22 protein-coding genes and 1 pseudogene are annotated in these 22,537 nt (G+C 58.3%); 14 read left to right on the forward strand and 9 right to left on the reverse strand.

The window, feature by feature from the left end; all coding sequences use genetic code 11:
• The first annotated feature begins 25 nt into the window (after positions 1–25).
• A complete protein-coding gene (locus BMZ32_RS12840) occupies positions 26–814 on the forward strand; it encodes a hypothetical protein (protein WP_090242569.1) in 789 nt (262 codons plus the stop codon).
• Here BMZ32_RS12840 and BMZ32_RS12845 read toward each other — a convergent pair.
• Both BMZ32_RS12845 and BMZ32_RS12850 read right to left on the reverse strand, forming a co-directional pair.
• Complete coding sequence (locus BMZ32_RS12845) at positions 811–1,644, reverse strand: AraC family transcriptional regulator (protein WP_090242572.1); 834 nt, start codon at positions 1,642–1,644, stop codon at positions 811–813. The two genes, BMZ32_RS12840 and BMZ32_RS12845, sit on opposite strands and share 4 nt — an antisense overlap.
• Before the next feature lie 3 nt (positions 1,645–1,647).
• The gene (locus BMZ32_RS12850) at positions 1,648–2,217 is read right to left on the reverse strand and encodes a GNAT family N-acetyltransferase (protein ID WP_090242574.1); all 570 of its coding nucleotides are present in this window, start codon (positions 2,215–2,217) and stop codon (positions 1,648–1,650) included.
• Positions 2,218–2,456: 239 nt separating this feature from the next.
• On the opposite strand from BMZ32_RS12850, the gene BMZ32_RS12855 reads away from it, so the two are divergent.
• Positions 2,457–5,933 (forward strand): hybrid sensor histidine kinase/response regulator, encoded by a 3,477-nt coding sequence (locus tag BMZ32_RS12855; RefSeq protein ID WP_090242576.1) that lies wholly within the window; start codon positions 2,457–2,459, stop codon positions 5,931–5,933.
• Positions 5,934–5,983: 50 nt separating this feature from the next.
• Here BMZ32_RS12855 and prmB read toward each other — a convergent pair whose 3' ends face one another.
• A complete protein-coding gene (prmB, locus tag BMZ32_RS12860; RefSeq protein ID WP_244153987.1) occupies positions 5,984–6,898 on the reverse strand; it encodes a 50S ribosomal protein L3 N(5)-glutamine methyltransferase in 915 nt (304 codons plus the stop codon).
• A 221-nt stretch (positions 6,899–7,119) separates the two neighbouring features.
• Here prmB and nhaD point away from each other — a divergent pair, with 221 nt between their 5' ends.
• The 5 genes from nhaD to folE all read left to right on the forward strand — a co-directional run bounded on the left by nhaD (position 7,120) and on the right by folE (position 10,961).
• Positions 7,120–8,409, forward strand: coding sequence for a sodium:proton antiporter NhaD (nhaD, locus tag BMZ32_RS12865; protein ID WP_090242579.1), 1,290 nt, complete (start codon positions 7,120–7,122; stop codon positions 8,407–8,409).
• Between the two features lie 199 nt (positions 8,410–8,608).
• On the forward strand, positions 8,609–9,205 hold the full coding sequence (locus BMZ32_RS12870; protein WP_090242582.1) for a cysteine hydrolase family protein: 597 nt from the start codon (positions 8,609–8,611) through the stop codon (positions 9,203–9,205).
• Positions 9,206–9,328: 123 nt separating this feature from the next.
• A complete protein-coding gene (locus tag BMZ32_RS12875; protein WP_090242584.1) occupies positions 9,329–9,649 on the forward strand; it encodes an LPXTG cell wall anchor domain-containing protein in 321 nt (106 codons plus the stop codon).
• 119 nt (positions 9,650–9,768) lie between these two features.
• Positions 9,769–10,326, forward strand: a complete 558-nt coding sequence (locus tag BMZ32_RS12880) for a Smr/MutS family protein (RefSeq protein ID WP_090242586.1) — start codon at positions 9,769–9,771, stop codon at positions 10,324–10,326.
• Between the two features lie 86 nt (positions 10,327–10,412).
• On the forward strand, positions 10,413–10,961 hold the full coding sequence (gene folE / locus BMZ32_RS12885; protein ID WP_090242588.1) for a GTP cyclohydrolase I FolE: 549 nt from the start codon (positions 10,413–10,415) through the stop codon (positions 10,959–10,961).
• 62 nt (positions 10,962–11,023) lie between these two features.
• On the opposite strand, the gene BMZ32_RS12890 is transcribed toward folE, so the two are convergent.
• Positions 11,024–11,260 carry a DUF3820 family protein gene (locus BMZ32_RS12890; protein WP_090242590.1) on the reverse strand — a complete coding sequence of 79 codons (237 nt, stop codon included), beginning with the start codon at positions 11,258–11,260 and terminating at the stop codon, positions 11,024–11,026.
• 146 nt (positions 11,261–11,406) lie between these two features.
• On the opposite strand from BMZ32_RS12890, the gene BMZ32_RS12895 reads away from it, so the two are divergent.
• Positions 11,407–11,778: a glutaredoxin family protein gene (locus tag BMZ32_RS12895; protein WP_090242592.1), complete on the forward strand. Its 372-nt coding sequence runs from the start codon at positions 11,407–11,409 to the stop codon at positions 11,776–11,778.
• A gap of 132 nt (positions 11,779–11,910) precedes the next feature.
• Positions 11,911–12,312 (forward strand): hypothetical protein, encoded by a 402-nt coding sequence (locus BMZ32_RS12900; protein ID WP_090242594.1) that lies wholly within the window; start codon positions 11,911–11,913, stop codon positions 12,310–12,312.
• Between the two features lie 108 nt (positions 12,313–12,420).
• Here the strand turns inward: BMZ32_RS12900 and BMZ32_RS12905 are convergent, their stop codons facing one another.
• Complete coding sequence (locus BMZ32_RS12905; protein ID WP_090242595.1) at positions 12,421–12,912, reverse strand: LysR substrate-binding domain-containing protein; 492 nt, start codon at positions 12,910–12,912, stop codon at positions 12,421–12,423.
• Between the two features lie 420 nt (positions 12,913–13,332).
• Here BMZ32_RS12905 and BMZ32_RS12910 point away from each other — a divergent pair, with 420 nt between their 5' ends.
• The gene (locus BMZ32_RS12910) at positions 13,333–13,980 is read left to right on the forward strand and encodes a c-type cytochrome (RefSeq protein ID WP_090242597.1); all 648 of its coding nucleotides are present in this window, start codon (positions 13,333–13,335) and stop codon (positions 13,978–13,980) included.
• Positions 13,977–14,894: a c-type cytochrome gene (locus BMZ32_RS12915; protein ID WP_090242599.1), complete on the forward strand. Its 918-nt coding sequence runs from the start codon at positions 13,977–13,979 to the stop codon at positions 14,892–14,894. The genes BMZ32_RS12910 and BMZ32_RS12915 overlap by 4 nt, the downstream gene beginning before the upstream one ends.
• 149 nt (positions 14,895–15,043) lie before the next feature.
• Here BMZ32_RS12915 and BMZ32_RS12920 read toward each other — a convergent pair whose 3' ends face one another.
• On the reverse strand, positions 15,044–15,541 hold the full coding sequence (locus BMZ32_RS12920) for a hypothetical protein (RefSeq protein ID WP_090243062.1): 498 nt from the start codon (positions 15,539–15,541) through the stop codon (positions 15,044–15,046).
• Between the two features lie 516 nt (positions 15,542–16,057).
• Here BMZ32_RS12920 and BMZ32_RS19850 point away from each other — a divergent pair.
• Both BMZ32_RS19850 and BMZ32_RS19855 read left to right on the forward strand, forming a co-directional pair.
• Positions 16,058–17,122, forward strand: a pseudogene (locus tag BMZ32_RS19850) (Cache 3/Cache 2 fusion domain-containing protein); the annotation flags it as partial.
• 144 nt (positions 17,123–17,266) lie between these two features.
• A complete protein-coding gene (locus tag BMZ32_RS19855) occupies positions 17,267–17,980 on the forward strand; it encodes a methyl-accepting chemotaxis protein (RefSeq protein ID WP_425272881.1) in 714 nt (237 codons plus the stop codon).
• 149 nt (positions 17,981–18,129) lie between these two features.
• Here BMZ32_RS19855 and BMZ32_RS12930 read toward each other — a convergent pair whose 3' ends face one another.
• From BMZ32_RS12930 to BMZ32_RS12940, 3 genes are all read right to left on the reverse strand, one after another.
• The gene (locus BMZ32_RS12930) at positions 18,130–20,079 is read right to left on the reverse strand and encodes a DEAD/DEAH box helicase (RefSeq protein ID WP_090242605.1); all 1,950 of its coding nucleotides are present in this window, start codon (positions 20,077–20,079) and stop codon (positions 18,130–18,132) included.
• 114 nt (positions 20,080–20,193) lie between these two features.
• Positions 20,194–20,796, reverse strand: coding sequence for a glutathione S-transferase family protein (locus BMZ32_RS12935; protein WP_090242607.1), 603 nt, complete (start codon positions 20,794–20,796; stop codon positions 20,194–20,196).
• Positions 20,797–20,825: 29 nt separating this feature from the next.
• Positions 20,826–21,983 carry an aminotransferase-like domain-containing protein gene (locus tag BMZ32_RS12940; protein WP_090242611.1) on the reverse strand — a complete coding sequence of 386 codons (1,158 nt, stop codon included), beginning with the start codon at positions 21,981–21,983 and terminating at the stop codon, positions 20,826–20,828.
• Between the two features lie 110 nt (positions 21,984–22,093).
• Between BMZ32_RS12940 and BMZ32_RS12945 the strand changes: the two genes are divergently transcribed.
• On the forward strand, positions 22,094–22,528 hold the full coding sequence (locus BMZ32_RS12945; protein ID WP_090242613.1) for a MarR family winged helix-turn-helix transcriptional regulator: 435 nt from the start codon (positions 22,094–22,096) through the stop codon (positions 22,526–22,528).
• Positions 22,529–22,537: the final 9 nt, after the last annotated feature.

Consider the following 22,537-nt stretch of genomic DNA (forward strand, 5'->3'; position numbering starts at 1 on the left):
GGCGTCGCGTACAGGATCGCTGTTTATGACCACCAGCCCCGCACCGCAAACCGATACCGAAGCCGCACCCGAGGAAGTCGTACCCGCTCACCCTTGGGCCGAGCTGGTACCCGAGCACTTTCTGTTATTGCGCTTGGCCCCCTTGCCCACCGACCGCCACACCGGCGCGCGGCCGCTGCGTTTTATCCAGCTGGGCCGCGTCGAGCGCCAGAGTAAGCAGCAAAGCCTGCTGCGCTTGACCCTGCAACTGCCCGGGCAACGGGTACGTCCGGAACAGAACATCCTCGACGTCTGGGCGGACCATGAGCAACGGATAGTGCGCTTTGGTCCGGACAAAGGTCTTAGCGTAGAGCCTGAAAATCGTGGCCTGGGGCGGTTTATGCTGGCCCAGGGGATTGCCTGGGCGCGGCAGCAATTCGCCCATTACCAGGTGGAAAGCACCCCACTGCCGAGCCAGAGCGCCTTCAGTGATGAAGCTCGCGCCCGCCGCGACCATTGCCTCAAGGCCCAGGGTTTTACTGTCGAGTACCTCGACCCGTTAAACATCAAGGCACAGTGCAGCGCACCACGGGTCAGCTCGCTGCATGGCGACTGGCAGTCGGAAAAAGTGCAAATCATCAAGTTACTGGACGCTGCCGGCATGCTGCAGCAAGCCGATCAGAGCCTGCACGAGCTGGATGTGAAGGTGCGCAAACTGACCGAGCGCATCGAGTTCTTCAAACGTGAAGACGGCAGTTTACGTTTCACCATCACCTGCCTGGTGGCCTTCTGCATGTTTCAGGCGGGGTTGCTGATCTGGATGGCGACACGCTAACGAATGGCGCGGGCCTGGCGATATTGCCCCGGCGCCACGCCATAGGCCTGTTTGAACTGACGGCTTAGGTGGCTCTGGTCAGCAAAGCCCAATTGCATCGCCACATTCAGCGGCGCGCAGCCATCCCTCAACAGCCCGCGCGCCTGCTCCAGCCGGCGCTGCATCAGCCAGCTGTGTGGCGGCAGGCCCGTGGCACGGCGAAACACCCGGGCGAAATGAAACGGTGATAAACCCACGGCCTGCGCCAATTGCTCCAGCGACGGCGGCGCCGCCAACTGACTGGCCAGTAACTCCTTGGCCCGCGCCACAGCCTGTGGCTCGTGGCCTGGCGTGAGGCCCGCTGGAATACGCCCATGACGTTGAAACAACAGCAGAATCGCCTCACGCCAGGCGCTCTGCTGCTGCAAAGCGCTGGCCGGACTGTCCAGTAGACGATGCAAGTCGGCAAACGTCTGCCCCAGCAGCGCATCGTGCAACACGCTCGCGGCAAAACTGGGTAGACCGCCGCGCTCCAGTTCCAACTCTGCCAACACCTCACGCACCTGCCCAACCTCGGGGTAGAACGCGCGGTATTGCCAGCCCTGATCATGCGCTTTTGAACAGGAGTGCAGCTCGTCTGGGTTGATCAGGATCATGCTGCCGGCCGGCGCCAGATGCTCGCTACCGCGATGCTGAAACCGATGGGCACCCTGCTCGATTACGGTAAACACAAAACCTTCGTGCACATGGGGCGAAAAGCGCTGCTCAATAAAATGCGCGTGCAGCAACTCCACGCCGGCCAACTCGGGTGATTGCCAAAACCGTGTTTGCTCGATGCCCGCCTGCGCCATACATCAACCGCTGAAGCGCGCCTCCAGCTGTTGCTTGACCACGGGCCAGTCATGGTCAGTGATGCTGTACAACACGGTGTCATCCAAACGCCCATCGGCCAGCCGACGGTGGTTACGCAGAACGCCTTCACGCAGCGCCCCGAGCTTTTCGATGGCGCGTTGCGAACGCAGGTTGCTGGCAGCGGTTTTTAGCTGCACACGCACCATGCCCCAATTTTCGAAGGCATGCTTGAGCATCAGGTATTTGATCAGGGTGTTAAGGCCCGTGCCGTGCTGGCTGTGGTCCAACCAGGTCCAGCCGATTTCTGCGGCCGGCAGGCTGCTGACAAAATCAGCAAAGCGTGTGGTGCCGACCAGCTTTTCATCCAGGCGGATGACAAAGGGCAAGGCGCGCCCTTCGCGCTGTTCATGCAAGCCCTCGCGATACCAGTCCAGACGCTGAGTGCCATTCATATGCACCAGTTCCGCACGATTGGCTTCGGCCAGGTTTACCAACGCTGGAATATCCGCATCGACCATGGGTTCGATGCGCAATCCACCACGCTGCAGGGTAATCAGTTGCGGCTTGAACATAGGGTCCCTCCTCGGACAGAGTCGCAGGCGCGACACGCTAACAGCGCGCATCAGTGTGCACAATCCACAACAATCATATGACCTTTGCGCGTGCGACCTTGGTCGTGCCTGACGCATCGCAACTTTACTGCGAAACTGCAGCCCATAATCTGTCTCGGGCGCTGATGCGTTAGGCTTTGGCGACCATTGCGCTGCCCGTTACGAACGCGCCGCCCCTCTCGTTTGTTTTTGGAGTATGCATGACCTTGTCCAGCGGGCTGATCGCCGCGGTTGCGCTGATCTATATGGCCATTCTGTTCGCCATCGCGTTCTACGGTGACCGCCGCGCCGCGCCCATGCCGCCGCGTGTGCGGGCCTGGGTCTACAGCTTGTCACTGGCGGTGTACTGCACCAGCTGGACATTTTTTGGCGCGGTCGGCCAGGCCGCCGAGCAGCTCTGGTCATTTCTGCCGATTTACCTCGGGCCTATCATCATTCTGGTTTTCGCACCCTGGGTGCTGCAGAAGATGGTGATGATCAGCAAGCAGGAAAACATCACCTCGATTGCCGACTTTATTGCCGCACGCTACGGCAAATCCCAGGCGCTGGCGGTGGTGGTGGCGCTGGTTTGTCTGGTCGGGGTGTTGCCCTATATCGCTCTGCAGCTTAAGGGCATCGTGCTCGGCGTGAATCTGCTGAGTGGAGCTGGCGCGGGCGCCAACGGTACAGGCGCTCAGGACACCGCGCTAATCGTGTCACTGGTTCTGGCGCTGTTCACAATACTGTTCGGCACGCGCAACCTGGATGTCACCGAACACCACCGCGGCATGGTCCTGGCGATTGCTTTCGAGTCGCTGGTCAAGCTGCTGGCCTTCCTCGCGGTCGGTGCCTTTGTCACCTATGGCCTGTACAACGGTTTTGCCGACCTATTCAGCCAGGCCAATGCCAGCCCTGCACTGGAGAGTTTCTGGGCGGAAACCGTCAACTGGCCGGCAATGATGATGCAGACCGGCCTGGCGATGATCGCCATCATCTGCCTACCACGCCAGTTTCACGTGACCGTGGTGGAGAACATCGAGCCCAAGGACTTGAAGCTGGCGCGCTGGGTGTTTCCCGCCTATCTCATATTGGCCGCACTGTTCGTGGTGCCAATTGCCCTGGCCGGGCAGATGCTGCTGCCGGCTGGGGTTACACCAGACTCCTTCGTCATCAGCCTGCCGCTGGCCGAAGCTCACCCGGCCCTGGCCCTGCTGGCGTTTATCGGCGGCGCGTCGGCCGCCACGGGCATGGTCATTGTGGCTTCTGTGGCGCTGTCGACCATGATTTCCAACGATATGCTGCTGCCTTGGCTATTGCGCAGGCAAAATACCGAGCGCCCCTTCGAAGCCTTCCGCCACTGGATGCTCACCGCGCGCCGCGTCAGCATCGTAGTGATTTTGCTGTTGGCTTACGTCTGCTATCGCCTGCTCGGCTCCAATGCCAGCTTGGCCACCATTGGCCAGGTCTCCTTTGCCGCCATCGGTCAGTTGGCACCGGCCATGTTCGGCGCACTGGTGTGGAAGCAAGCCAACCGCCAAGGGGTTTTTGCCGGGCTGTTTATCGGCGCACTGATCTGGTTTTACACCTTGGTCATGCCGTTGCTCGCCCGCAGCCTCGGCTGGCCCGTGGATGTGTTGCCGGGTATCCAAACCCTGCTCTACGGCACCATTGGCTTTACGGTCGATCCACTGACCCGTGGCGTGGTGTTGTCGCTGGCCGGTAACTTCCTGCTGTTTGCCTGGGTGTCCTACTTTTCCCGCGCGCGGGTGGCGGAGTACTGGCAGGCCGGGCGCTTTATTGGTCATGACCTGGGCAACAAGCCGAGCAACCGCAGCATGCTCGCGGTACAGGTCGGCGATTTGCTGCTATTAGCCAACCGCTTTGTCGGCGAAGACCGTGCACGCCAGAGCTTTATGCGATTTGCCTACCGCCAGGGCAAAGGCTTCGACCCCAGCCAGACCGCCAACAGTGACTGGATCGCCCACACCGAGCGCCTGCTGGCCGGCGTACTGGGTGCCTCTTCGACCCGTGCTGTGGTCAAAGCGGCCATCGAAGGCCGCGAGATGCAGGTCGAGGACGTGGTGCGCATCGTCGACGAAGCCTCGGAGGTGCTGCAGTTCAACCGCGCGCTGTTGCAAGGGGCCATCGAGAACATCACTCAGGGCATCAGCGTGGTCGATCAATCATTGCGCCTGGTAGCCTGGAACAACCGCTATATCGAGCTGTTCAACTACCCCGAAGGGCAGGTGTATGTTGGCCGCCCGGTGGCTGAGCTGATCCGCTTTAATGCCGAGCGGGGTCTGCTCGGTGGTGGCGATGTTGAGGAGCAGGTCAGTAAACGTCTTTACTGGATGCGCCAGGGCACGGCCCACACCTCCGAGCGCCTGTTCCCCAACGGTCAGTTTATTGAGCTGATCGGCAACCCCATGCCCGGCGGCGGCTTTGTCATGAGCTTTACTGACATCACCGAGTTCCGTGAAGCCGAGCGCGCGCTCAAGGACGCTAACGAAGGCCTGGAACAGCGCGTCAGCGAACGCACCCATGAGCTGTCGCAACTCAATCAAGCATTGACCGACGCCAAGCGCGTGGCCGAGAGCGCCAATCAATCAAAAACCCGCTTTCTTGCTGCCGTCAGCCATGACCTGATGCAACCGTTGAATGCCGCGCGGCTGTTTTCCGCCGCCCTGTCCCACCAAGACGATGTGCTGCCTGCGGATGCCCGTGAACTGGTACGCCACCTGGACAGCTCGCTGCGTTCGGCCGAAGACCTGATCAGCGACCTACTGGACATCTCACGCCTGGAAAACGGCCGCATCACCCCGGATCGCCATGCCTTCGTGCTGAACAACCTGTTCGACACCCTCGGTGCAGAGTTCAGAGTACTGGCCACAGAGCAGGGCGTGGACTTCCGTATGCGCGGCAGCCGCCTGCGGGTGGACAGCGACATCAAACTGCTGCGGCGTATCCTGCAGAACTTCCTGACTAACGCCTTCCGCTATGCCAAGGGGCGCGTGGTACTGGGTGTGCGCCGACAAGGCCAGCATCTGTGCCTGGAAGTCTGGGATCGCGGCCCGGGCATACCGGACGATAAACGCCAAGTAATTTTCGAAGAATTCAAACGCCTGGACAGCCACCAGACCCGTGCCGAGAAAGGCCTGGGCCTGGGCCTGGCGATTGCGGATGGCCTGTGCCGAGTACTCGGGCACACGCTGCGAGTGCGCTCCTGGCCGGGCAAGGGCAGCGTGTTCAGTGTCACCGTGCCCCTCGCACAGCAAGCCGAAACCCCTGCGCCGGTTGCCCAGCTAGACCAGCACGGCCAGCCGCTGGCCGGCATTCAGGTGCTTTGCGTGGACAATGAAGACAGCATCCTCACGGGCATGCACAGCCTGCTATCACGCTGGGGCTGCCAGGTGTGGACCGCGCGTAATCGCCTGGAATGCGAACACCTGCTCAGTGAAGACGTGCGGCCGCAGCTGGCGCTGGTGGACTTTCATTTGGATGACGGTGAAACCGGCACTGAGCTGATGGCCTGGTTGCGTACATACTTGAGTGAGCCACTGCCGGGCGTGGTGATCAGCGCCGATGGTCGCCCCGAGTTGATCGCCCAAGTGCATGCCGCCGGCCTCGACTTCCTGCCCAAGCCGGTCAAGCCAGCGGCCTTGCGCGCCCTGATTAGCCGTCATTTGCCCCTGCGTTAGGACAAACAACGGGCTCATCAGGCTGCAACTGCAGCGTCTTTACTTCAGAACTAAAGGCGCGCGCGGAATAACGCCTGATGCTCACGGCACTGCTGGGCAGCGAGAAGGAATACGCCGTGGCCGCCGCGCGTGAACTCCAACCAGGTGAAATCGACTTCTGGGTAGAGAGCTTCGACATGCACCTGGCTGTTGCCGACTTCAACAATCAGCACACCCTTTTCGCTCAGGTGGTCGGCGGCCTCGGCCAGCATGCGCCGCACCAGGTCCAGGCCATCCTCACCGCAGGCCAAGCCTAGCTCCGGCTCGTGCTGGTATTCGGCCGGCATGTCGGCAAAATCCTCGGCATCGACATAGGGCGGGTTAGACACGATCAAGTCAAAACGCTGACCCGGCAGCCCGTCAAAGCCATCGCCCTGCACGGTGTACACACGCTCATCTAGGCCATGACGCTCAATATTCTGGTTGGCCACTTCTAGGGCTTCGAAAGACAGGTCACCCAGTACCACCTCGGCGTCAGGGAACTCATACGCACACGTGATACCAATGCAACCCGAACCGGTGCACAGGTCAAGAATTCGCGTCGGCGGCATGGCCAGCCAGGGCGCAAAGTGCTGCTCAATCAGCTCGCTAATCGGTGAGCGCGGGATCAGCACGCGCTCATCGACAATAAACGACATGCCGCAAAACCAAGCTTCGCCCAACAGGTAGGCGGTGGGCACTCGTTCGTCGATGCGCCGTGCGAGCAGCGCATGCAGATGCGCATGTTCGTCGTCTTCCAGGCGGCAATCGAGGTAGCTGTCGGCAATTTCATACGGCAGGTGCAGGGCACCGAGGACCAGCTGGCGGGCTTCGTCCCAGGCATTGTCGGTGCCGTGGCCGAAGAACAGCTCTTCGCCATGAAACCGACTGACCGCCCAGCGAATGTAGTCGCGCACAGTGCGCAGGCGGGTTGGGTGGGCATGTATAGCGTCGGTCACAGCAGCTCTCCACAGGAAAAAGTTCACCATTCTAACAGCCTGCCACCTTTGCTCGCGCTTGGACTGCGCGCCGGCTTATCGGGGTGACGCATTGCTGACCGTTAAGGCCGCAGCAGTCACAAAGTAAACCTGCCTAAGCATTACGCACCGCCGTATAATTTTGTTACCAATTTATAACCCTTCCCTCCCTTCTCAAGAATCCTCTAAAAATGGTCATAGATCCCTTCTCGCTCACGGGCCTGCTCGTGTTGGCGATATTCCTGATTGGCATGACGCTGATCGTTTTCGAAGCACAACTGGAGATGGATAAGTTCAAGCCGGCGATGTTCATGATGTCCGGCCTGATCGTTATCGGTGCCCACTACGCGTTTTATGATCCGAACGGCTTCCAGTACTTCCTGCATGCACAAAGCGAGATCAAGGAAGAACTGTTCGGTCTGATCGCCTTTATGGCGTTTATGTGGATGATCGTCGAGCTACTCAATGAGCGGAACGTGTTCACCGCGCTCAACGGCTACCTGATGCGCAAAGGCCTCGGCGCGCGCGGCATGTTCTGGGCCACCGGGGCGCTGTCGGCGCTGCTCTCGCCGTTTCTCAACAACATCACCACGGCGATGATCTTCGGCAAAACGGTGAAAAGCATTTCGACCAATCAGCGTTACACCCACATATCGCTGTGCAACATCGTGGTCGCCTCCAACTCCGGGGTGTGGTTTCTTGGCACCTCGACCAGCCTAATGGTGGTACTGGCCGGTAAAATCAGCATCGCCGGTTTACTGCTGCTGATCCCGTCTGCGCTGATTGGCTGGTTGCTGTTCGCCGCTACCCTGCATTTTTTCTACCTGCGCAAACTCAATGGAGAGAGCTTGGTTCACCTTGCGGACTCCGCCGAATCCGCCCTCAAGCCTGGCGGTGCAGGCTTAGCATTGGTGGGTTTCTGCGCAGTATTCGGTGCGGTGCTGTGCAATGTCCTGCTGAAAGTCAGCATCGAATTTGCCATCGGCATTGGCTTAGGTATCGTCGCTCTCTACGCCTGGCTGCTGATGCGCCGCGGCATCGAACTACCCTGGCAAGACCAGTTGCAAAAGGTCGAGTGGAACGCCCTGCTGTTTTTTATCGGCATCATCACCTCGGTGGCGTGCCTTAACCATGTGGGCTGGCTGTCATATATCTCGCGGCTGTTCGAGGTGATGCACCCCACCGCCGTCAACGTCGTGCTCGGTGTCGCGTCCGGGGTGATGGACAACGTGCCAGTAGAAGCGGCGGCGCTGATGTCGAATCCCGACCTAGGGCTTAACCAATGGGCGCTGAATGCCCTGATGGTCGGCATCGGCGGCTCGTTGACAGTGGTCGGCTCAGCAGCGGGGATCATGGCCATGTCGCTGGACAAAACCTATAGCTTCGCCGTGCACCTGAAGTTTTTACCCGCCATCCTGGTCAACTTCTTCGGCTCGCTGGGGATCTGGTACCTGCAGTTCGAGTTGTTTGGCCTGTACTAAGCGCAACCGATAGCGCTGTAACCGGACTCAGCGGGCGGCTCAATAGCACGCTGGGTCACGCGCAATCACCGGGCCTCAGCAGCCACTCGCGCCTGCTCGCCGCTCAGGCGACGAGCAGATGATTGGTGACAGAGGTTCACAGAAGCACGACACGGGTGGACAATGGTCAGTCCGTCAATGCCAGCCTGGAGTTTCTGCCATGTCGTCCGCAAAAACGATGTTCGCCCTCACTGGCCGCAGCCATGCCCCCGCCAGCTTGAGCAATGCGACCTTGCTGATCATCGATGCGCAAGAGGAATACCGCAGCGGCGTTTTGCAGCTTCCAGGGCTGGATGCAGCACTGGAAGAGGTTGCCAAACTGCTGGCAGCTGCCCGTGAACGCGGTAGCGCCATTGTCCATATCAAACACCTGGGTATTCCCGACGGTCTGCTCGACCCCCGAGGTCCACGCGGCCTGCACCTGCCCGAAGTCGCGCCGCTACCCGGGGAAATCATCGTCGAAAAGCGCATGCCCAACGCCTTTAATGGCACCGACCTGCATGAGCGCCTGCAGTCGCTGGGGCACCTGGACCTGATCGTCTGCGGCTTCATGACCCATTCGAGCATCAGCACCACGGTGCGGGCGACCAAAGACTATGGTTACCGCTGCACCGTGGTCGATGCTGCATGCGCCACCCGTGACCTGCCGACTCTCGACGGCCAAATCATCAGTGCCTCCGACATGCATCGCGCCGAGATGATCGCTCTAGCCGACAATTTTGCCGCGGTGGTGCCAAACGCCAGCGCGCTGATCTGAGCCGCCTTACGCCGCGTGGTAGCGGGCGCCGACACAGGGAACAGCCGCCCCCGTTGAACCACGCCAGCACACGCCGGTCATAACGCCGATAGCCACTGAGGAATTTGGCATGAGAAAATCGGAATGAAATTCTCCAATGGGTTTGATGCACGCCGATTGCGCCCACGCAATGGCAGCAACTGGCGCTTTCGCCTGGGTGCTGGGCTGGCGGCGCTGTTCGCCACATTCGGCGTGATGCTGACCATGGCTGGCACCGCCACCCTACTCGGCCAGCCAGCGGCATTCGGCCCGCTCAACGAGTCGCCGACAACGGCAAGCGTACTGGTAGGCATTGGTCTGCTGCTGCTGAGCGTTGGTGTACTGCTCTGGCGTCGTTGCCGCCGCCGCCTGCGCCGCCCCAGCGACCTGAGTATGGCCCCGCACCTGATGAAAAAGCGTGACTGAGCCGGATTGATCCACACAGCACCAAGGCCGTCAGGTTGGTTACACTAGCGGCCTTCGCGCAAGTGTAGGGGCTGTTGCCGTATCGGCGCGGCCACCAACAAAACGGTAACAGGCCCTAAATGCAAGACGACGACTTTTCCCTGTTTAAAGCCCAACTGCATGGCGTCAAACCGATCAAATATGACCGTGCTGACACCGGCAAGCCAAAGACCAATCGTGCCCAATTGGCCACCTTGCGCCAGGCGGCTACGGCACGTGTAGACGCGATCAAGGTTGATGGCCTATCCGATCAGTTTGTCATTGATGTCGGCCCCGAAGACCCGCTGTATTGGGCAGCCAATGGCGTGCAGGAAGGCCAAATGCGCAAGCTTAAGCTGGGTCAAATCAGCTTTGAAGGCAGTCTCGACCTGCACGGCATGAACGTGGAAAAAGCCCGCGACACCCTGTGGGAATTTATCGCCGAAGCCAACAAGCTGGAGGTTCGCTGCGTGCGTATCACCCATGGCAAAGCCGTGCGCATGGACGGCCGTAAGCCGATGATTAAAAGCCACGTCAACACCTGGCTGCGGCAGCATACCCAAGTGCTCGGTTTTACCTCCTGCCTGGCTAAGCACGGCGGCACCGGCGCGGTTTACGTGATGCTCAAGCGCACCATGATGGATGGTCGCGACGAATAAGCCCCTGCAACTAGCGGCTGGCGCACTTGCCAGCCTTATCCCTGCGCCCTACCCTGCGCGCTCTGCAAAGACCTACGAGAGTGTCCATGTCTCTGGAACAGAATTACACCGCGATCCTTGGCCAACTTGGCGAAGACGTATCCCGCGAAGGCCTGCTCGACACCCCCAAGCGCGCTGCCAAAGCTATGCAGTACCTGTGCAAGGGCTATCAACAAACGCTTGAGGAAGTCACTAACAATGCGCTGTTCAGCTCCGATAACAGCGAAATGGTGCTGGTGAAGAACATCGAGCTGTATTCGCTGTGCGAGCACCACATGCTGCCTTTTATCGGCAAGGCCCATGTCGCCTATATCCCCAACGGCAAAGTGCTCGGCCTGTCGAAAGTCGCGCGCATTGTGGACATGTTCGCGCGCCGCCTGCAGATTCAGGAAAACCTTAGCCGGCAGATTGCCGAAGCCATCCAGCAGGTCACCGGCGCCCTCGGAGTTGCAGTAGTCATCGAGGCCCAGCACATGTGCATGATGATGCGCGGCGTGGAAAAGCAGAACTCTTCCATGGTCACCTCGGTGATGCTCGGCGAGTTCCGTGAAAACGCGGCAACCCGCAGCGAGTTCCTCAGTCTGGTTAATAACTGAGCAACACCTGCGCAATAAAAAAACCGGCCGAGCGCCGGTTTTTTTATTGTCTGAGCAACAGCTTACTGGCCCTTGAACGGCACGCGTGGCTTGGTTCGCAGCGGGTCTAGCAGGCCAGACAATCCGTTGTGATCGATTTCCTGCATCAACGCCAGCAGCCGACCAATCTCACTTTTAGGGAAACCCTCGCGGGCGAACCAGTTGAGGTAGTTACCCGGCAGATCGGCGAGCAAACGGCCTTTGTGTTTGCCGAAGGGCATTTCGCGGGTTACCAGCAACAGCAGATCGTCGGGTTTCATCACGCACTCGCGGGGTTGCCTGTGCACACTCTGGTTTGGCGCGCACCCAGGTCGAGAATTATGCCGTTCAGCTCAGGTGCAGGCCAGCGTCGACAAACTCGGGTAAGCTGCCCGCCCGTGTTTATCGACCCAAGGTTTATCTCAGCATGATTATCAAGGCACTGCGCATCGGCCTCGGCCAGCTGATCATCTTCCTCGACTGGATCAGCCGTCCGGCCAAGCTCAAGCGCACACCTGAAGCCCAGGCCTCCGTCGCGCAAAGCGCCAGCAACCTGGCGCTGTACCAATTCCACGCCTGTCCGTTCTGTGTGAAAACGCGCCGCACCCTGCACAAACTGAACGTGCCGGTAGCGCTGCGTGATGCGAAAAACGACGCCCAGGCACGCAATGATCTGGAGCAGCAAGGCGGCAAGATCAAGGTGCCTTGCCTGCGCATCGAAGAAAATGGCCAGAGCACCTGGCTGTACGAATCCAAGGCCATCATTGCCTACCTCAACGAGCGCTTCGCCACCGCTTGATCAGGCAACCGGGGCCGTTTAACGGCCCCATTGATCACTCCCACATATCGATCTAAACCCTTTGCCTACCCCCAGCCGCACAACGTGTGCCCTATGGGCAAAAGCCATAAGAGATGGCTATGATCGAACCCCATGACACCCACACCAGCATTACGCCAACCCTGCCCTCCCGGAGCCTGCGACTGCGGGCGTGAGGCCTTGCTGGAAAACGCCGACAGCGACGCGCGCATCCTGCGGCTTACCCGCGCCGAGGAAAAGCGCCTGCTTGAGCGGCTGGAAAACCTCGAGAGCTTGGCCGACCTGGAGAAAATGCAGCAACGTATCTATGAGCAACTGGGCTTACGCGTCGCCGTCGCTCCGGGCTTCAATGAAGTGCGCAGCATGCGCGGCATGGCGGTCCAGATCGACACCCTTCCCGGCCTATGCCGAAAAACCCGCCAGGCCATCCCCACCGCCATCCGCCGCGCGCTGGAAAAACGCCCAGAGATCGCCTATAGCCTGCTCAACGCCCACGACCTGTTTCGGGATACTTGAGGCGCTGCGTAAAGGGAAATCGCAGTGGCTGGAGTGGATACTGCGACAAACACCAACCGGCCAAAGCAGTCATCAAATGCCTAGCAGGTTCAGGGCGATTAATATCACTCAGGTAGGCTTTGCGCAGATACCTATCACCCGTTTCCGCAGCCACCGATGGCTTGGATCAGCACCTAGTCGTGGATGCCAAAGGAAGGAGACGGTGAACTGCGCAGTGCTAACTGGAAGTGGGAAGCTGAACATCCCTTGCCGCAAATTTGCGGTATGGCGCTCAGGTACGCTAGCGATAAGGTCGGAGCCCCGTACTAAACCCAGGGCGGTCAAGAAACCGCTAACAATGATGACGATCTTTCGCTTCAATCCAAGCGACCTCAGCGCTTCATCAATGGGGCCTTCATCAAGCCCCGCACGCGAGACGAAGATATGCTTGCCCGCGGCATAACTCGCCGTTGTGATTGCCTCTTGGCTCAGTGGGTGTTGTGAGCGCACCACACCTACATACCTGTCCCGGAACAGCACTTGAACCCTCAATTCCGACGCTGTCAACGCTTCTATAACGCCAGTTTCCAAATCAACCACTCCATCGCGAAGTGGCTGGATGTCTTTGTCATTAGTGACTGCATAGCCTTCGCCTACTAGTGGGTAGCACTGACTAAAGCCGTTGCTACTTACCTCTAAGCATTAAACAGGCAAGAGCGTTAACCAGGACCTGAGCGCAGCCATTTAAATGTGCCGGCGTTACTAGCGACTGCTCATCCCCCCAAACAAACACCATCAGAACGAAAATAACTGCGCACCCGATTTAAACCCTCTGTGCGCCCAACGAACACTCGTAAGCATTTCGTCTAAGGTAAATGAACAGCTTGAGCGAATGTAACGCCGATGGGTGAATTGGCGACTGCAATAACAAGGCTTTCCACGTCCCGCTCCACTGAATCAGCTTATGGGGCGCTTTCCGCGAAGCGCTAAATCACTCCCCCAGCGGCTCAGCGCCGTTACCTAAAATGATGTGGAGGCTATATGAACGTCGCTCGCTGGACCTTCGCAGGGCTTTTCTTAGCGTTATCCGTATCTATCCAGGCCGCCGACCCGAACGCGATCTATGCCAAAGGCGGCACCAATCCTGCCGCGATGGCGTGCGCCACCTGCCATGGCGCCGAGGGAGAAGGGCTGGCCGCAGCTGGGTTTCCACGGCTTGCCGGTTTGTCCGCTGACTACATGAAAAAACAGCTGATGGACTTCGCTTCCGGTCAGCGCGCCAATCCCATCATGCAACCTATTGCTGCAGCCTTAAGCCCCGAGGAAGTCGACGCGGTCACGACAATGCTCGCCAGCAAACCAGGACCGAAAGTCGAGCGCATCAGCCGCGCCGCTGTGGCCGAGGAGGTAGGTGCTGTCATTGCATTGCGTGGCGCTTGGGAGCGCAATATTCCTGAGTGCGTGGCCTGCCACGGACCCAGCGGTGTCGGTGTCGGCAAAGCCTTTCCGCCACTCGTGGGACAGTCCGCCCAGTACCTGTCTTCGCAGCTAATCGCCTGGCAGCAAGGGACTCGCAAGAATGACCCGAACGACCTGATGGGGCACATCGCCCGCAGCCTCACTCACGATGAGATCAAGGCCGTTTCGGAGTACTTCGCCAACTTGACCGAAACAGGAGCAGGAAGATGAACGCTCGCACAAGCGCCTTGTTACTGTTCGCACTTGCCCTACCTGCTCATGCAGACAACATCGCCATGGAGGATCAGACGCAAATCCTCACCGATGCAGTTAACCCAGCCAGCCGTCAGTACTTCCAGCCGCCTAAGCTAAGTGAGCTCCCAGACAACGCATTTGGAAAGCTGGTACAGGAAGGTCGCGCCATCTTCGTAGACACCAAAACATACGCACCGGAATATGTAGGCAATGGTCTCGCATGCGGCAACTGTCACCTTGAACAGGGAAGACAAGCTAACTCTGCGCCGCTATGGGCCGCGTACGCCATGTATCCGGCTTACCGTAAAAAGAACGACAAGGTCAATAGCTATGCCGAGCGGCTGCAAGGCTGCTTCCAATTCAGCATGAACGGCAAAGCACCGGACGCGACCGGCCCCGTAATCGCGGCGCTTACCGCCTACTCCTATTGGCTCGCAACCGGTGCACCAATAGGGCAAGAGCTGCCAGGCCGCGCCTACCCAGAAGTAGCGAAACCCAAAGGCGGGTTTGACCTTGCACAAGGGGAAAAGATTTACGCCGCACAGTGCGCGGTGTGCCATGGGAAAAGTGGCGAAGGACAGACGTCAGGCGAGGAATATGTGTTCCCAGCTCTATGGGGGGCTGATTCGTTTAATTGGGGCGCTGGCATGCACCGGATCAACACCGCTGCGGGGTTTATCAAGGCGAACATGCCGTTTGGAAAAGGCGGCACCTTGTCGGATGAGGATGCCTGGCATGTGGCGGCATTCATGAACAGTCACGAACGACCTCAGGACCCGCGCTTGGTCGAAGGCTCGGTGGAAAAGACCCGCGATAAGTACCACGCCAATGACGGGGTGAGCCTATACGGTGAAACCGTTAATGGGCAGATACTGGGCAAGGGTTTTTAGCGCAACTGCGTAGCTTGGAGCGGGGAGATCGATGGCGTGTTAGCCGGGCTAACTAGGCCAATATAAGTCGGTGGCAGATCCGTATTTTCTAAATCGTGGTCTGCCGCCGATAACTCAAATAAATCAGTCCCTTTTGCTCTTCTTCTCGTTTAGGCGCGTGCACCTGGGGCGCCGCGAGCGTTCTTCTTCTGCAGGATCATCGACGCTTCGTTGTAGGCGTTCTGGAAGGCGTCGCCGCCAACCCAATCAACTGCCGTGTTTTCGTCTTCATCATGGAAGATCCCGCGATAGGTGATCAGCAGGCCCATCATGAAGTCGGTGGCCGCGTCTTCCGCTTCCTCAGCGACCACCAGCTCCAGTACCGGGTATTGCAGGAACACCACGCACATCGCAAGTAGGTTGATGCTTTCGCCGACTTTCATCGCCTGGAAGAGGTCGTCGAAGTGCGCCGGATCAAAGCCGTTCTCTTCAATGTCTTTGAAGTCAAAGGTGCTCAGGTCGATTTCAACATCATCGAACGGCTCGTTAATCAGCGGGTTGGCCAGCAGCGGATGGACAACATTGACTTTTGCATTGCCCGCGCGGTTTTGCTTGGCCTTGGCTTTGGCCCGCTGAGCGCGTTTTTGCTGTTTATCTGGGGAGGCCATGGAGGCGCGTTCCTTGTTCAGTGCAGCCATCTTCATGGCCCGGGATAATCGGGCGCACATTGTATTCAGTCTTGGCGGGGTTAGCCGGCCAAAAGGATCAGATTTATTTTCCGTGGCCTACACATAAGCTTTTGGCCTGTCTGGTCTGGCGTTTCCGACGCATAGCCGTCGTTGAATATTTGCAGTACGCGGCTAAAGTCAGCAGGTCAGGTATATCTAGGGAAACTCGGGCAACTCAGATCATGATGGCGCTCACAATCACCTCATCACGTGGTGTGGGCCAATGTCGCCAAGGTCAACGCCTGCTGATATTCACCTACACGTCAAAAATCTACAGCCAGTCTTATGATGAAGTAATACCCGGAAATAGGATCCGGCAGGTATCGTTACACTGCGGCTGGACAAGCGCTTACATTGAAGGGGGAAACAACATTAAAATACAGCCGTTCTAATCGCTCGTTTGCAAATGACACTATGCTCGCGACTTAAAAACCCTTCTTAGCATGCGGATTAATTATGACACTGCAAAAAAAGTTCATCCTTACTCTTGCGTGCCTACTGTTGGTATTTATTGCTGCGGCGGTCGTTATCAGTTCCGTCACACAAAGCAAACGCATCAATGATCAGGCGTTAGCAGAAGTGACCAGCCGGCAAAGTGAAGCTACCAGGCTGCTCGGCTTGACCGACTCGATCATGAGTGAGCGTGTTAAAAACAGTATGCAGCTGTTAATTCAGCGCGGCACCTCAATTGGCAGTCCGGAACTGGGTAGTAATGTCACTGTGGGTACAGCGTCTGTACCCCAGCTTTTGCTAGGTGGTCTGCCACAGGCCAATGACTTTGAGTTGGTAGATGGCGTTACGAAAATCATGGGCGGCACGGCAACGCTCTTCTCACGGCAGGGCAACGATTTCGTACGTGTTTCAACTAACGTATTGCGCGATGGAAAGCGCGCAATTGGCACGCCATTAGACCCAAATGGCGCCGCAGTTAAGGCCATCCTGGCAGACAACGCCTTCTATGGCCAAGTTGACATCTTAGGGCAGCCCTATTTAACCGGCTACGAGCCCATCAAGGATGCGCAAGGAAGCACGATAGGTATCTGGTATGTCGGTTACTCCGCAGACCTCAGCGCTCTATCCGAAGCCATATCCAACTCACGAATATTGGACAACGGCTTTGTTGCTCTGCGCGATCCTAACGGCAATCTCAGGATGCACTCTAATAATCTGACTGAAGATGAAATTAATGCCGCCATGAAGGATAACGGCGAAAAGTGGCATATCGAGACACGTACATTTGCGCCTTCGGGTTATGACATCATCGCTGGCTATTCCACCAATGAGGTGCGTCAACTGGTGCTCTCCAGTTCCATCTCAGTAGCCATCATGATCACCTTGGCTGGCGTTGTATTAGCCCTGTGTATCAGTCTGCTGATGAACCTTTTAATCAGCCAGCCTCTGAAGGCCAATATCAAAGCCATTGAAGAAATCGCCGATGGCAACGGCGATTTGACAGTTCGCTTCAACAGCACCAATAAAGATGAATTCGGGATTATGGCCCGGGCATTCGACCGGCTTCTTGGCCGCATACAACATACTATTCGCGAAGCTCTGGCGTCCGCTAACACCCTGCTCCTTCAGGCCAATGAACTGGCAACGGTCGCGGAACAATCCAACGAGTCAATTAACGTTCAGAATCGCGAGACCGAAATGGTCGCGACGGCTATGCATGAGATGAGCCTAACCGCGCAAAGTGTCGCGCAAAGTGCAGTGTCCGGTGAGGATGCAGCCAATCAGGCGAGCGCGCAGGCGCTTGAGGGCAGAGACTCGCTCAGTAAAACCATCAGCAGCATTCAGGGGCAGGCGAAGGAAATCTCCTCGTCCATGGTCATCATCGAAGAGCTCGCATCCGCCAGCGATGATATCGGCTCGGTTTTAGAGGTGATCGTGAACATTGCCGGGCAGACCAATCTTCTGGCACTTAATGCCGCAATCGAAGCAGCGCGGGCGGGCGAACAGGGACGCGGATTTGCGGTAGTGGCTGATGAGGTCCGTTCACTGGCGCAGCGCACACAAGCCTCAACCGAACAGATTCGCGGCATGATTGAGCGTGTGCAGCAGGGCGTTGGTCGCTCCTCCGCGATGATGGCCGAAAACCGTACGCTCGCAGTCAGTAACGCCGAGGCGGCTCAAGATGCTGGCAGGGCCTTTAGCGATGTAATGGAGGCCGTTACACGCATCAACCAGGTAAACACTGAAATCGCGAGTGCGGCAGAGGAACAGAGTCACGTAGCCGAAGACATCAACCGCAATGTGCTGCGCATCAGCGACGAAGCCTTGAAGAATGGAGAGCTGGTAGCACAGACACGGGACGCCAGTCAGAACCTAACGCTCCTCGCCGACAAGCTGCGCACGTTACTGGCCTATTACAAGGTTTAGTCTCGACGACGGCATAACAGATAAGAGCGTAGATTTATTTTTGCGCCCTGCCCTTGGCCCCCTGCCGGTTACCGCCCCTAGCGAATAAGTCCTTTGGGGTGATTGCCGACTATCGTAACCGGCAGATTTAGGCTGTGGATTCAACCGCTCTAAAACCGTCCCCGCCCCGCTAGTACCTGCGTCGCCCCCTGGGTTTTCTGGCAGTACCAAAACACCCGGCTAACGCCACGGGTAACTGCCACATAAGCCAGACGCAGGCTTTCATCCTGCATGGCTTGGTCGTAGCTGTTGTTGAAGAACCCCGAGTAGGCATAGAGCGCATTACGCAACGGATGCGGCGCGGGTGCTATGCAGTCATCGAGGATGATCGCCACCTCCGCTTGCAGGCCTTTGGCGCGGTGAATGGTGTAGGCCTTGAACGGCAGTTTTTTGTCCAGCTGCGCCGTAATGGCCTGCAACGGTTCGTTACGCCGGCTGAGCAGCAGCACGGCGTTGCGCTCAGGGCTATTGCGCTGAGCCGCGTGCGCGCATTGCTCCTGAATCTGTTTGAGCAACTCAGGCAAACGGGCCTTGCTGTCGAAGCGCTGTATCAAACGTACCCCATGGTCGCCCGGTTGAATGGCCTTGATCGCCTGGCTGATTTTCGCCTGTTTATGTCGCACACCATCAAGCAGCGCTTCAGCGTCACGGATGATCGGTTCGATTGAGCGGTAATTGTTGGCCAGGGTCAGCACGGCACTGTGCTTGGCTCGGCCTTTACCGGGGAAATGCTGATCGAAGTCGATAAACAGCTCCGGCGAGCTGCCGCGCCAGCCATAGATCGACTGCCAGTCATCACCAATCGCCATTAGGCTGACGCTACTGCCCCGCTCGGCTTGAGCGCGCTGCACCGCCTGCAGCCACTGCACGATTTGTGGCGAGATATCTTGAAACTCGTCGATCAACAGGTGACTGAAGGGCGCTAGCACCTGCGCAGCAACGCCTTGCGCGCCCGTATTCAAACGCGCCGTGAGTTGTTGAAACGCCGCATTGAAGGTCATCAACCCTTGCTCCTGCAAGGCGCGTTCGAAGTACGGCCAGAACAGCACCAGCGCCGTGCTAAAGCTGCGCACCTGCTCCGGGCCGCTCAGCGCCTGTGGCTGCAAAGTGGCCAGGTCAATGCCAATGCTCTCGATAAAACCAGCCTGAGCATAAAAAGCCTCATATAGCGGCATGGCACTGAACTCACCCTGCAGCTTGAAGGCATCCAGAGGCGCCTTGGGCTGGCGCTTGGCCTCATCCGACGGTATTGGCATCGGCAGCTGCAAGAGGCTGTGGACCTGCTCACGGAACACTGGCTGCTCGGCATAGCACTGCTGATACGCCTGCTTGAGTAAGCGCTGCTGCGCCGGGCGAAGTCGGCCCGCCATCAGCGGGTTATCCAGCTCTCGCTTGGCGGCCTGGCGATCATCTAGCTGCTCGAACCAACGCGGATTATCGAGCAGGCTCTTGGCCATGCCGCCCATGGCCGAATGGAAGGTACGCACCGTCTGGCTCGCCTGGACGGCATCGAAGGGGTAGTTGAATAACCCCAGCACCTTGAGCAACTGTTCACGCAGCTCGGCGCAGGAGGCATTGGTGAAGGAAATCACTGTCAACTGTTCAGGCTTGATACCCAAGTGACAAAGCATAAAGACCACCCGCAACACCAAGGTGGTCGACTTACCCGAGCCGGCCCCGGCGAAGATGCGTGTCAGCGGATGATCGCTCAGGATCATCGCCCACTGCTCATCCGAGGGTGCGCTGAGTACGCCAGCCGTTACGGTACGGGCCACTTGCTCGCGCATGTTTTGGCTCTGCTTCGCATCGACAGCGAGCATGGCCGGTCCGTAAATACCCTGAGCCCTGGCCGAGGTGCTGGCGCGGCGTGGTTTTGCCGCTTGCTTGGCGTTAGCGGTTTTGGGCTTAGCCGTAGCGGGCGACTTCTTGGTGCGTGCGCCAGGTTGCTTCGGCAACGCGTGCGCTTCGCGCTCGGCACGCAGGTACGCGGTGGTGTGGGGGAAGTAGCGCGCCAAGGCGGCGGCAAGCCGCCGCGTGTAGCGCTGAACAACAGATGGCATCCGCGACCCAGTCATGTAGATAGATCGTTGAATGATATGTGCTTTTTACGCTGAGCTGGCGATTGGCTGGCGTACAGACACAACGCGTGCTCACCAGCCAATGCGGATAGATAGTTAGTCGAGCATGCCTACATAGCGCGGGTGGCTGGTAACCCGCGCCAGCCACGTACGAATCGCCGGGAATTGCGCGAGGTCAAAGCCGCCTTCATCCGCCACGTGGGTGTAGGCATACAGTGCAATATCGGCAATCGAGAAATCCTCACCGACCAAATAGGTGGTGCGCAGCAGCTGCTTCTCCATGACCTTGAGCGCCTTGTAACCGAGCGCATGACACGCTTCGTACTCCGCGCGGCGTGCTGGCGGCAGGCCCTGATACAGCTGGATAAAGCGTGCCACCGCGACATTAGGCTCATGGCTGTATTGCTCGAAGAACTGCCACTGCAGCACCTGCGTGCGCAAGCGCGGCTCGGTCGGCAAAAACCCGCTGCCATCGGCGAGAAAATTCAGAATGGCGTTGGATTCCCACAGGCAGGTGCCGTCTTCTAGCTCCAGCACCGGGATCTTACCGTTAGGGTTCTTCTCCAAAAACGCTTCGCTGTGGGTTTCGCCCTTGAGGATATCGATCGCTATCCACTCATAGGGCTGATCCAGCAGGTGCAGCATCAGCTTGACCTTGTAGCAGTTGCCAGAACGGTAATCGCCATACACCTTGTACATCTCACCCTCCTCTGACTGAAGCCGCTCAACTAGCTCGCTTGGGCCTGACGGATCACCTCGGCCAGCCGCTTGAGGCCTTCGCTTAAACGCTCCGGCGCCACGTGACTGAAGTTAAGTCGCAGGTGACCCGGGTGAGCGTCCGGGTCAATAAAGAAGGGTTCACCCGGCATAAACGCCACGTTCTGCGCCAGTGCAGGGGCCAGCAGGGTGCGGGTATCCAGCGGTTTCTTCAGGGTTAGCCAGAAGAACAAGCCGCCTTGAGGAATTTGCCACTCAGCCAGATCGCTGAAGTGTTCTGCCAGCACGGCCTGCATGGCATCACGGCGGATGCGGTAGAAATCACGCAGTTCGGCCAGGTGGCCGCGATATTTCTCGCTGCCCAACCACTGCAACGCCTGCCACTGGCCGATGCGATTGGTGTGCAAATCCGCGGACTGCTTGAGGCGTAACAAGTAGGGATACAGATCCGGTGTGGCAATCAGGTAGCCGATGCGCAGCCCCGGCAGCAGGGTTTTCGACACGGTACCGGTGTAGATCCAGCTGGCTTTCTTTAAGCGGCTGACAATCGGCGTGGCGCTGCCGCCATCGAATACCAGCTCGCGATATGGCTCATCTTCAATCAGGGTCACGCCGAACTCGTCTAGCAGTGCCGCAACGGCATCGCGCTTGGCTTCGCTGTAGCGCACGGCCGAGGGGTTCTGGAAGGTTGGGATCAGATAGGCAAACGCTGGTTTATGATTTTCCAAACGCTGGCGCAACGCATCGAGCTGCGGGCCATCGGACTCCTGCGGTACGGCGATGCAATCAGCACCGAATAGCTGGAAGGCTTGCAGCGCGGCCAGATACGTCGGTGCTTCAAGCAGCACTTCGGTACCCGGATCAATAAACAGCTTGCTGGCCAAGTCGAGGGTTTGCTGCGAACCGCTGACAATCAGCACCTGGCTGGCATCGCAGGGCACGCCCAAGGCGCGCGCTTCGGCGGCAATGGCCTCACGCAATGCCGGCTCGCCTTCACTGGTGCCGTACTGGCCCATACTCGCCGGCATCGCATCCCACTCGACCTTCGGCAGCATCGGCTCGGCAGGCAAGCCGCCGGCAAACGACATCACCTCCGGACGCTGCGCCGCAGCTAGGATTTCACGAATCAAAGAGCTTTTCAGGCGGGCAACACGTTCGGAGAAGGCCATGGATACACCGGTAGCAAAGGCAAATAAAAATAGGTCAAACTGTTTGACTGAAACTCTGGTTGCCAGAAACTACGCCGGCCACCACATATACGTCAATAGGCTTGACCTTAATGATTGATTTCAAAAGCACAGCCACTCAACAAGTAGCCATGGAAGCTTTCTTCTTCGGCTACCAGGCCTTTACCGCCAAAGCCGATGAGATGCTGGCGCGCCGCGGTTTGTCACGGGTGCATCACCGCATCCTATTTTTTATCGCCAAGTACCCTGGCTTGAGCATGAAAGAACTGCTGGCTTATCTGAGCGTGAGCAAGCAGGCACTGAATACCCCACTGCGTCAGTTGCTGGAAATGGGCTTGGTGCAGAGCCTTACCGCCGAAGATGACAAGCGCAAACGTTTGCTCGGCTTTACCGCCGAAGGCACCAAGCTGGAAAAAGCGCTGCGCCGCGAACAGACCAAGCTGCTGCAGCGCGCTTTCAATGAGGCGGGTGAAGCGGCCGTCAGTGGCTGGTTGCAAGTCAACCAAACGCTAGGCAACAGCCGCTAACAGCAGCGC

The organism is Pseudomonas guineae (assembly GCF_900113745.1).
GTDB classification, from domain to species: Bacteria; Pseudomonadota; Gammaproteobacteria; order Pseudomonadales; family Pseudomonadaceae; genus Aquipseudomonas; species Aquipseudomonas guineae.

What these genes read in the sequence shown, in the direction of transcription:
- BMZ32_RS19855 (WP_425272881.1), top strand. Translation starts at nt 17,267, where the DNA reads ATGCATGAGATGAGCCTAACCGCGCAAAGTGTCGCGCAAAGTGCAGTG.
- BMZ32_RS12920 (WP_090243062.1), bottom strand. Translation starts at nt 15,541, where the DNA reads ATGGCCTCCCCAGATAAACAGCAAAAACGCGCTCAGCGGGCCAAAGCC.
- BMZ32_RS12910 (WP_090242597.1), top strand. Translation starts at nt 13,333, where the DNA reads ATGAACGTCGCTCGCTGGACCTTCGCAGGGCTTTTCTTAGCGTTATCC.
- BMZ32_RS12900 (WP_090242594.1), top strand. Translation starts at nt 11,911, where the DNA reads ATGACACCCACACCAGCATTACGCCAACCCTGCCCTCCCGGAGCCTGC.
- BMZ32_RS12915 (WP_090242599.1), top strand. Translation starts at nt 13,977, where the DNA reads ATGAACGCTCGCACAAGCGCCTTGTTACTGTTCGCACTTGCCCTACCT.
- BMZ32_RS12895 (WP_090242592.1), top strand. Translation starts at nt 11,407, where the DNA reads ATGATTATCAAGGCACTGCGCATCGGCCTCGGCCAGCTGATCATCTTC.
- BMZ32_RS12875 (WP_090242584.1), top strand. Translation starts at nt 9,329, where the DNA reads ATGAAATTCTCCAATGGGTTTGATGCACGCCGATTGCGCCCACGCAAT.
- folE (WP_090242588.1), top strand. Translation starts at nt 10,413, where the DNA reads ATGTCTCTGGAACAGAATTACACCGCGATCCTTGGCCAACTTGGCGAA.
- BMZ32_RS12855 (WP_090242576.1), top strand. Translation starts at nt 2,457, where the DNA reads ATGACCTTGTCCAGCGGGCTGATCGCCGCGGTTGCGCTGATCTATATG.
- BMZ32_RS12935 (WP_090242607.1), bottom strand. Translation starts at nt 20,796, where the DNA reads ATGTACAAGGTGTATGGCGATTACCGTTCTGGCAACTGCTACAAGGTC.
- BMZ32_RS12870 (WP_090242582.1), top strand. Translation starts at nt 8,609, where the DNA reads ATGTCGTCCGCAAAAACGATGTTCGCCCTCACTGGCCGCAGCCATGCC.
- BMZ32_RS12930 (WP_090242605.1), bottom strand. Translation starts at nt 20,079, where the DNA reads ATGCCATCTGTTGTTCAGCGCTACACGCGGCGGCTTGCCGCCGCCTTG.
- BMZ32_RS12940 (WP_090242611.1), bottom strand. Translation starts at nt 21,983, where the DNA reads ATGGCCTTCTCCGAACGTGTTGCCCGCCTGAAAAGCTCTTTGATTCGT.
- BMZ32_RS12945 (WP_090242613.1), top strand. Translation starts at nt 22,094, where the DNA reads ATGATTGATTTCAAAAGCACAGCCACTCAACAAGTAGCCATGGAAGCT.
- BMZ32_RS12890 (WP_090242590.1), bottom strand. Translation starts at nt 11,260, where the DNA reads ATGAAACCCGACGATCTGCTGTTGCTGGTAACCCGCGAAATGCCCTTC.
- BMZ32_RS12840 (WP_090242569.1), top strand. Translation starts at nt 26, where the DNA reads ATGACCACCAGCCCCGCACCGCAAACCGATACCGAAGCCGCACCCGAG.
- nhaD (WP_090242579.1), top strand. Translation starts at nt 7,120, where the DNA reads ATGGTCATAGATCCCTTCTCGCTCACGGGCCTGCTCGTGTTGGCGATA.
- BMZ32_RS12880 (WP_090242586.1), top strand. Translation starts at nt 9,769, where the DNA reads ATGCAAGACGACGACTTTTCCCTGTTTAAAGCCCAACTGCATGGCGTC.
- BMZ32_RS12845 (WP_090242572.1), bottom strand. Translation starts at nt 1,644, where the DNA reads ATGGCGCAGGCGGGCATCGAGCAAACACGGTTTTGGCAATCACCCGAG.
- BMZ32_RS12850 (WP_090242574.1), bottom strand. Translation starts at nt 2,217, where the DNA reads ATGTTCAAGCCGCAACTGATTACCCTGCAGCGTGGTGGATTGCGCATC.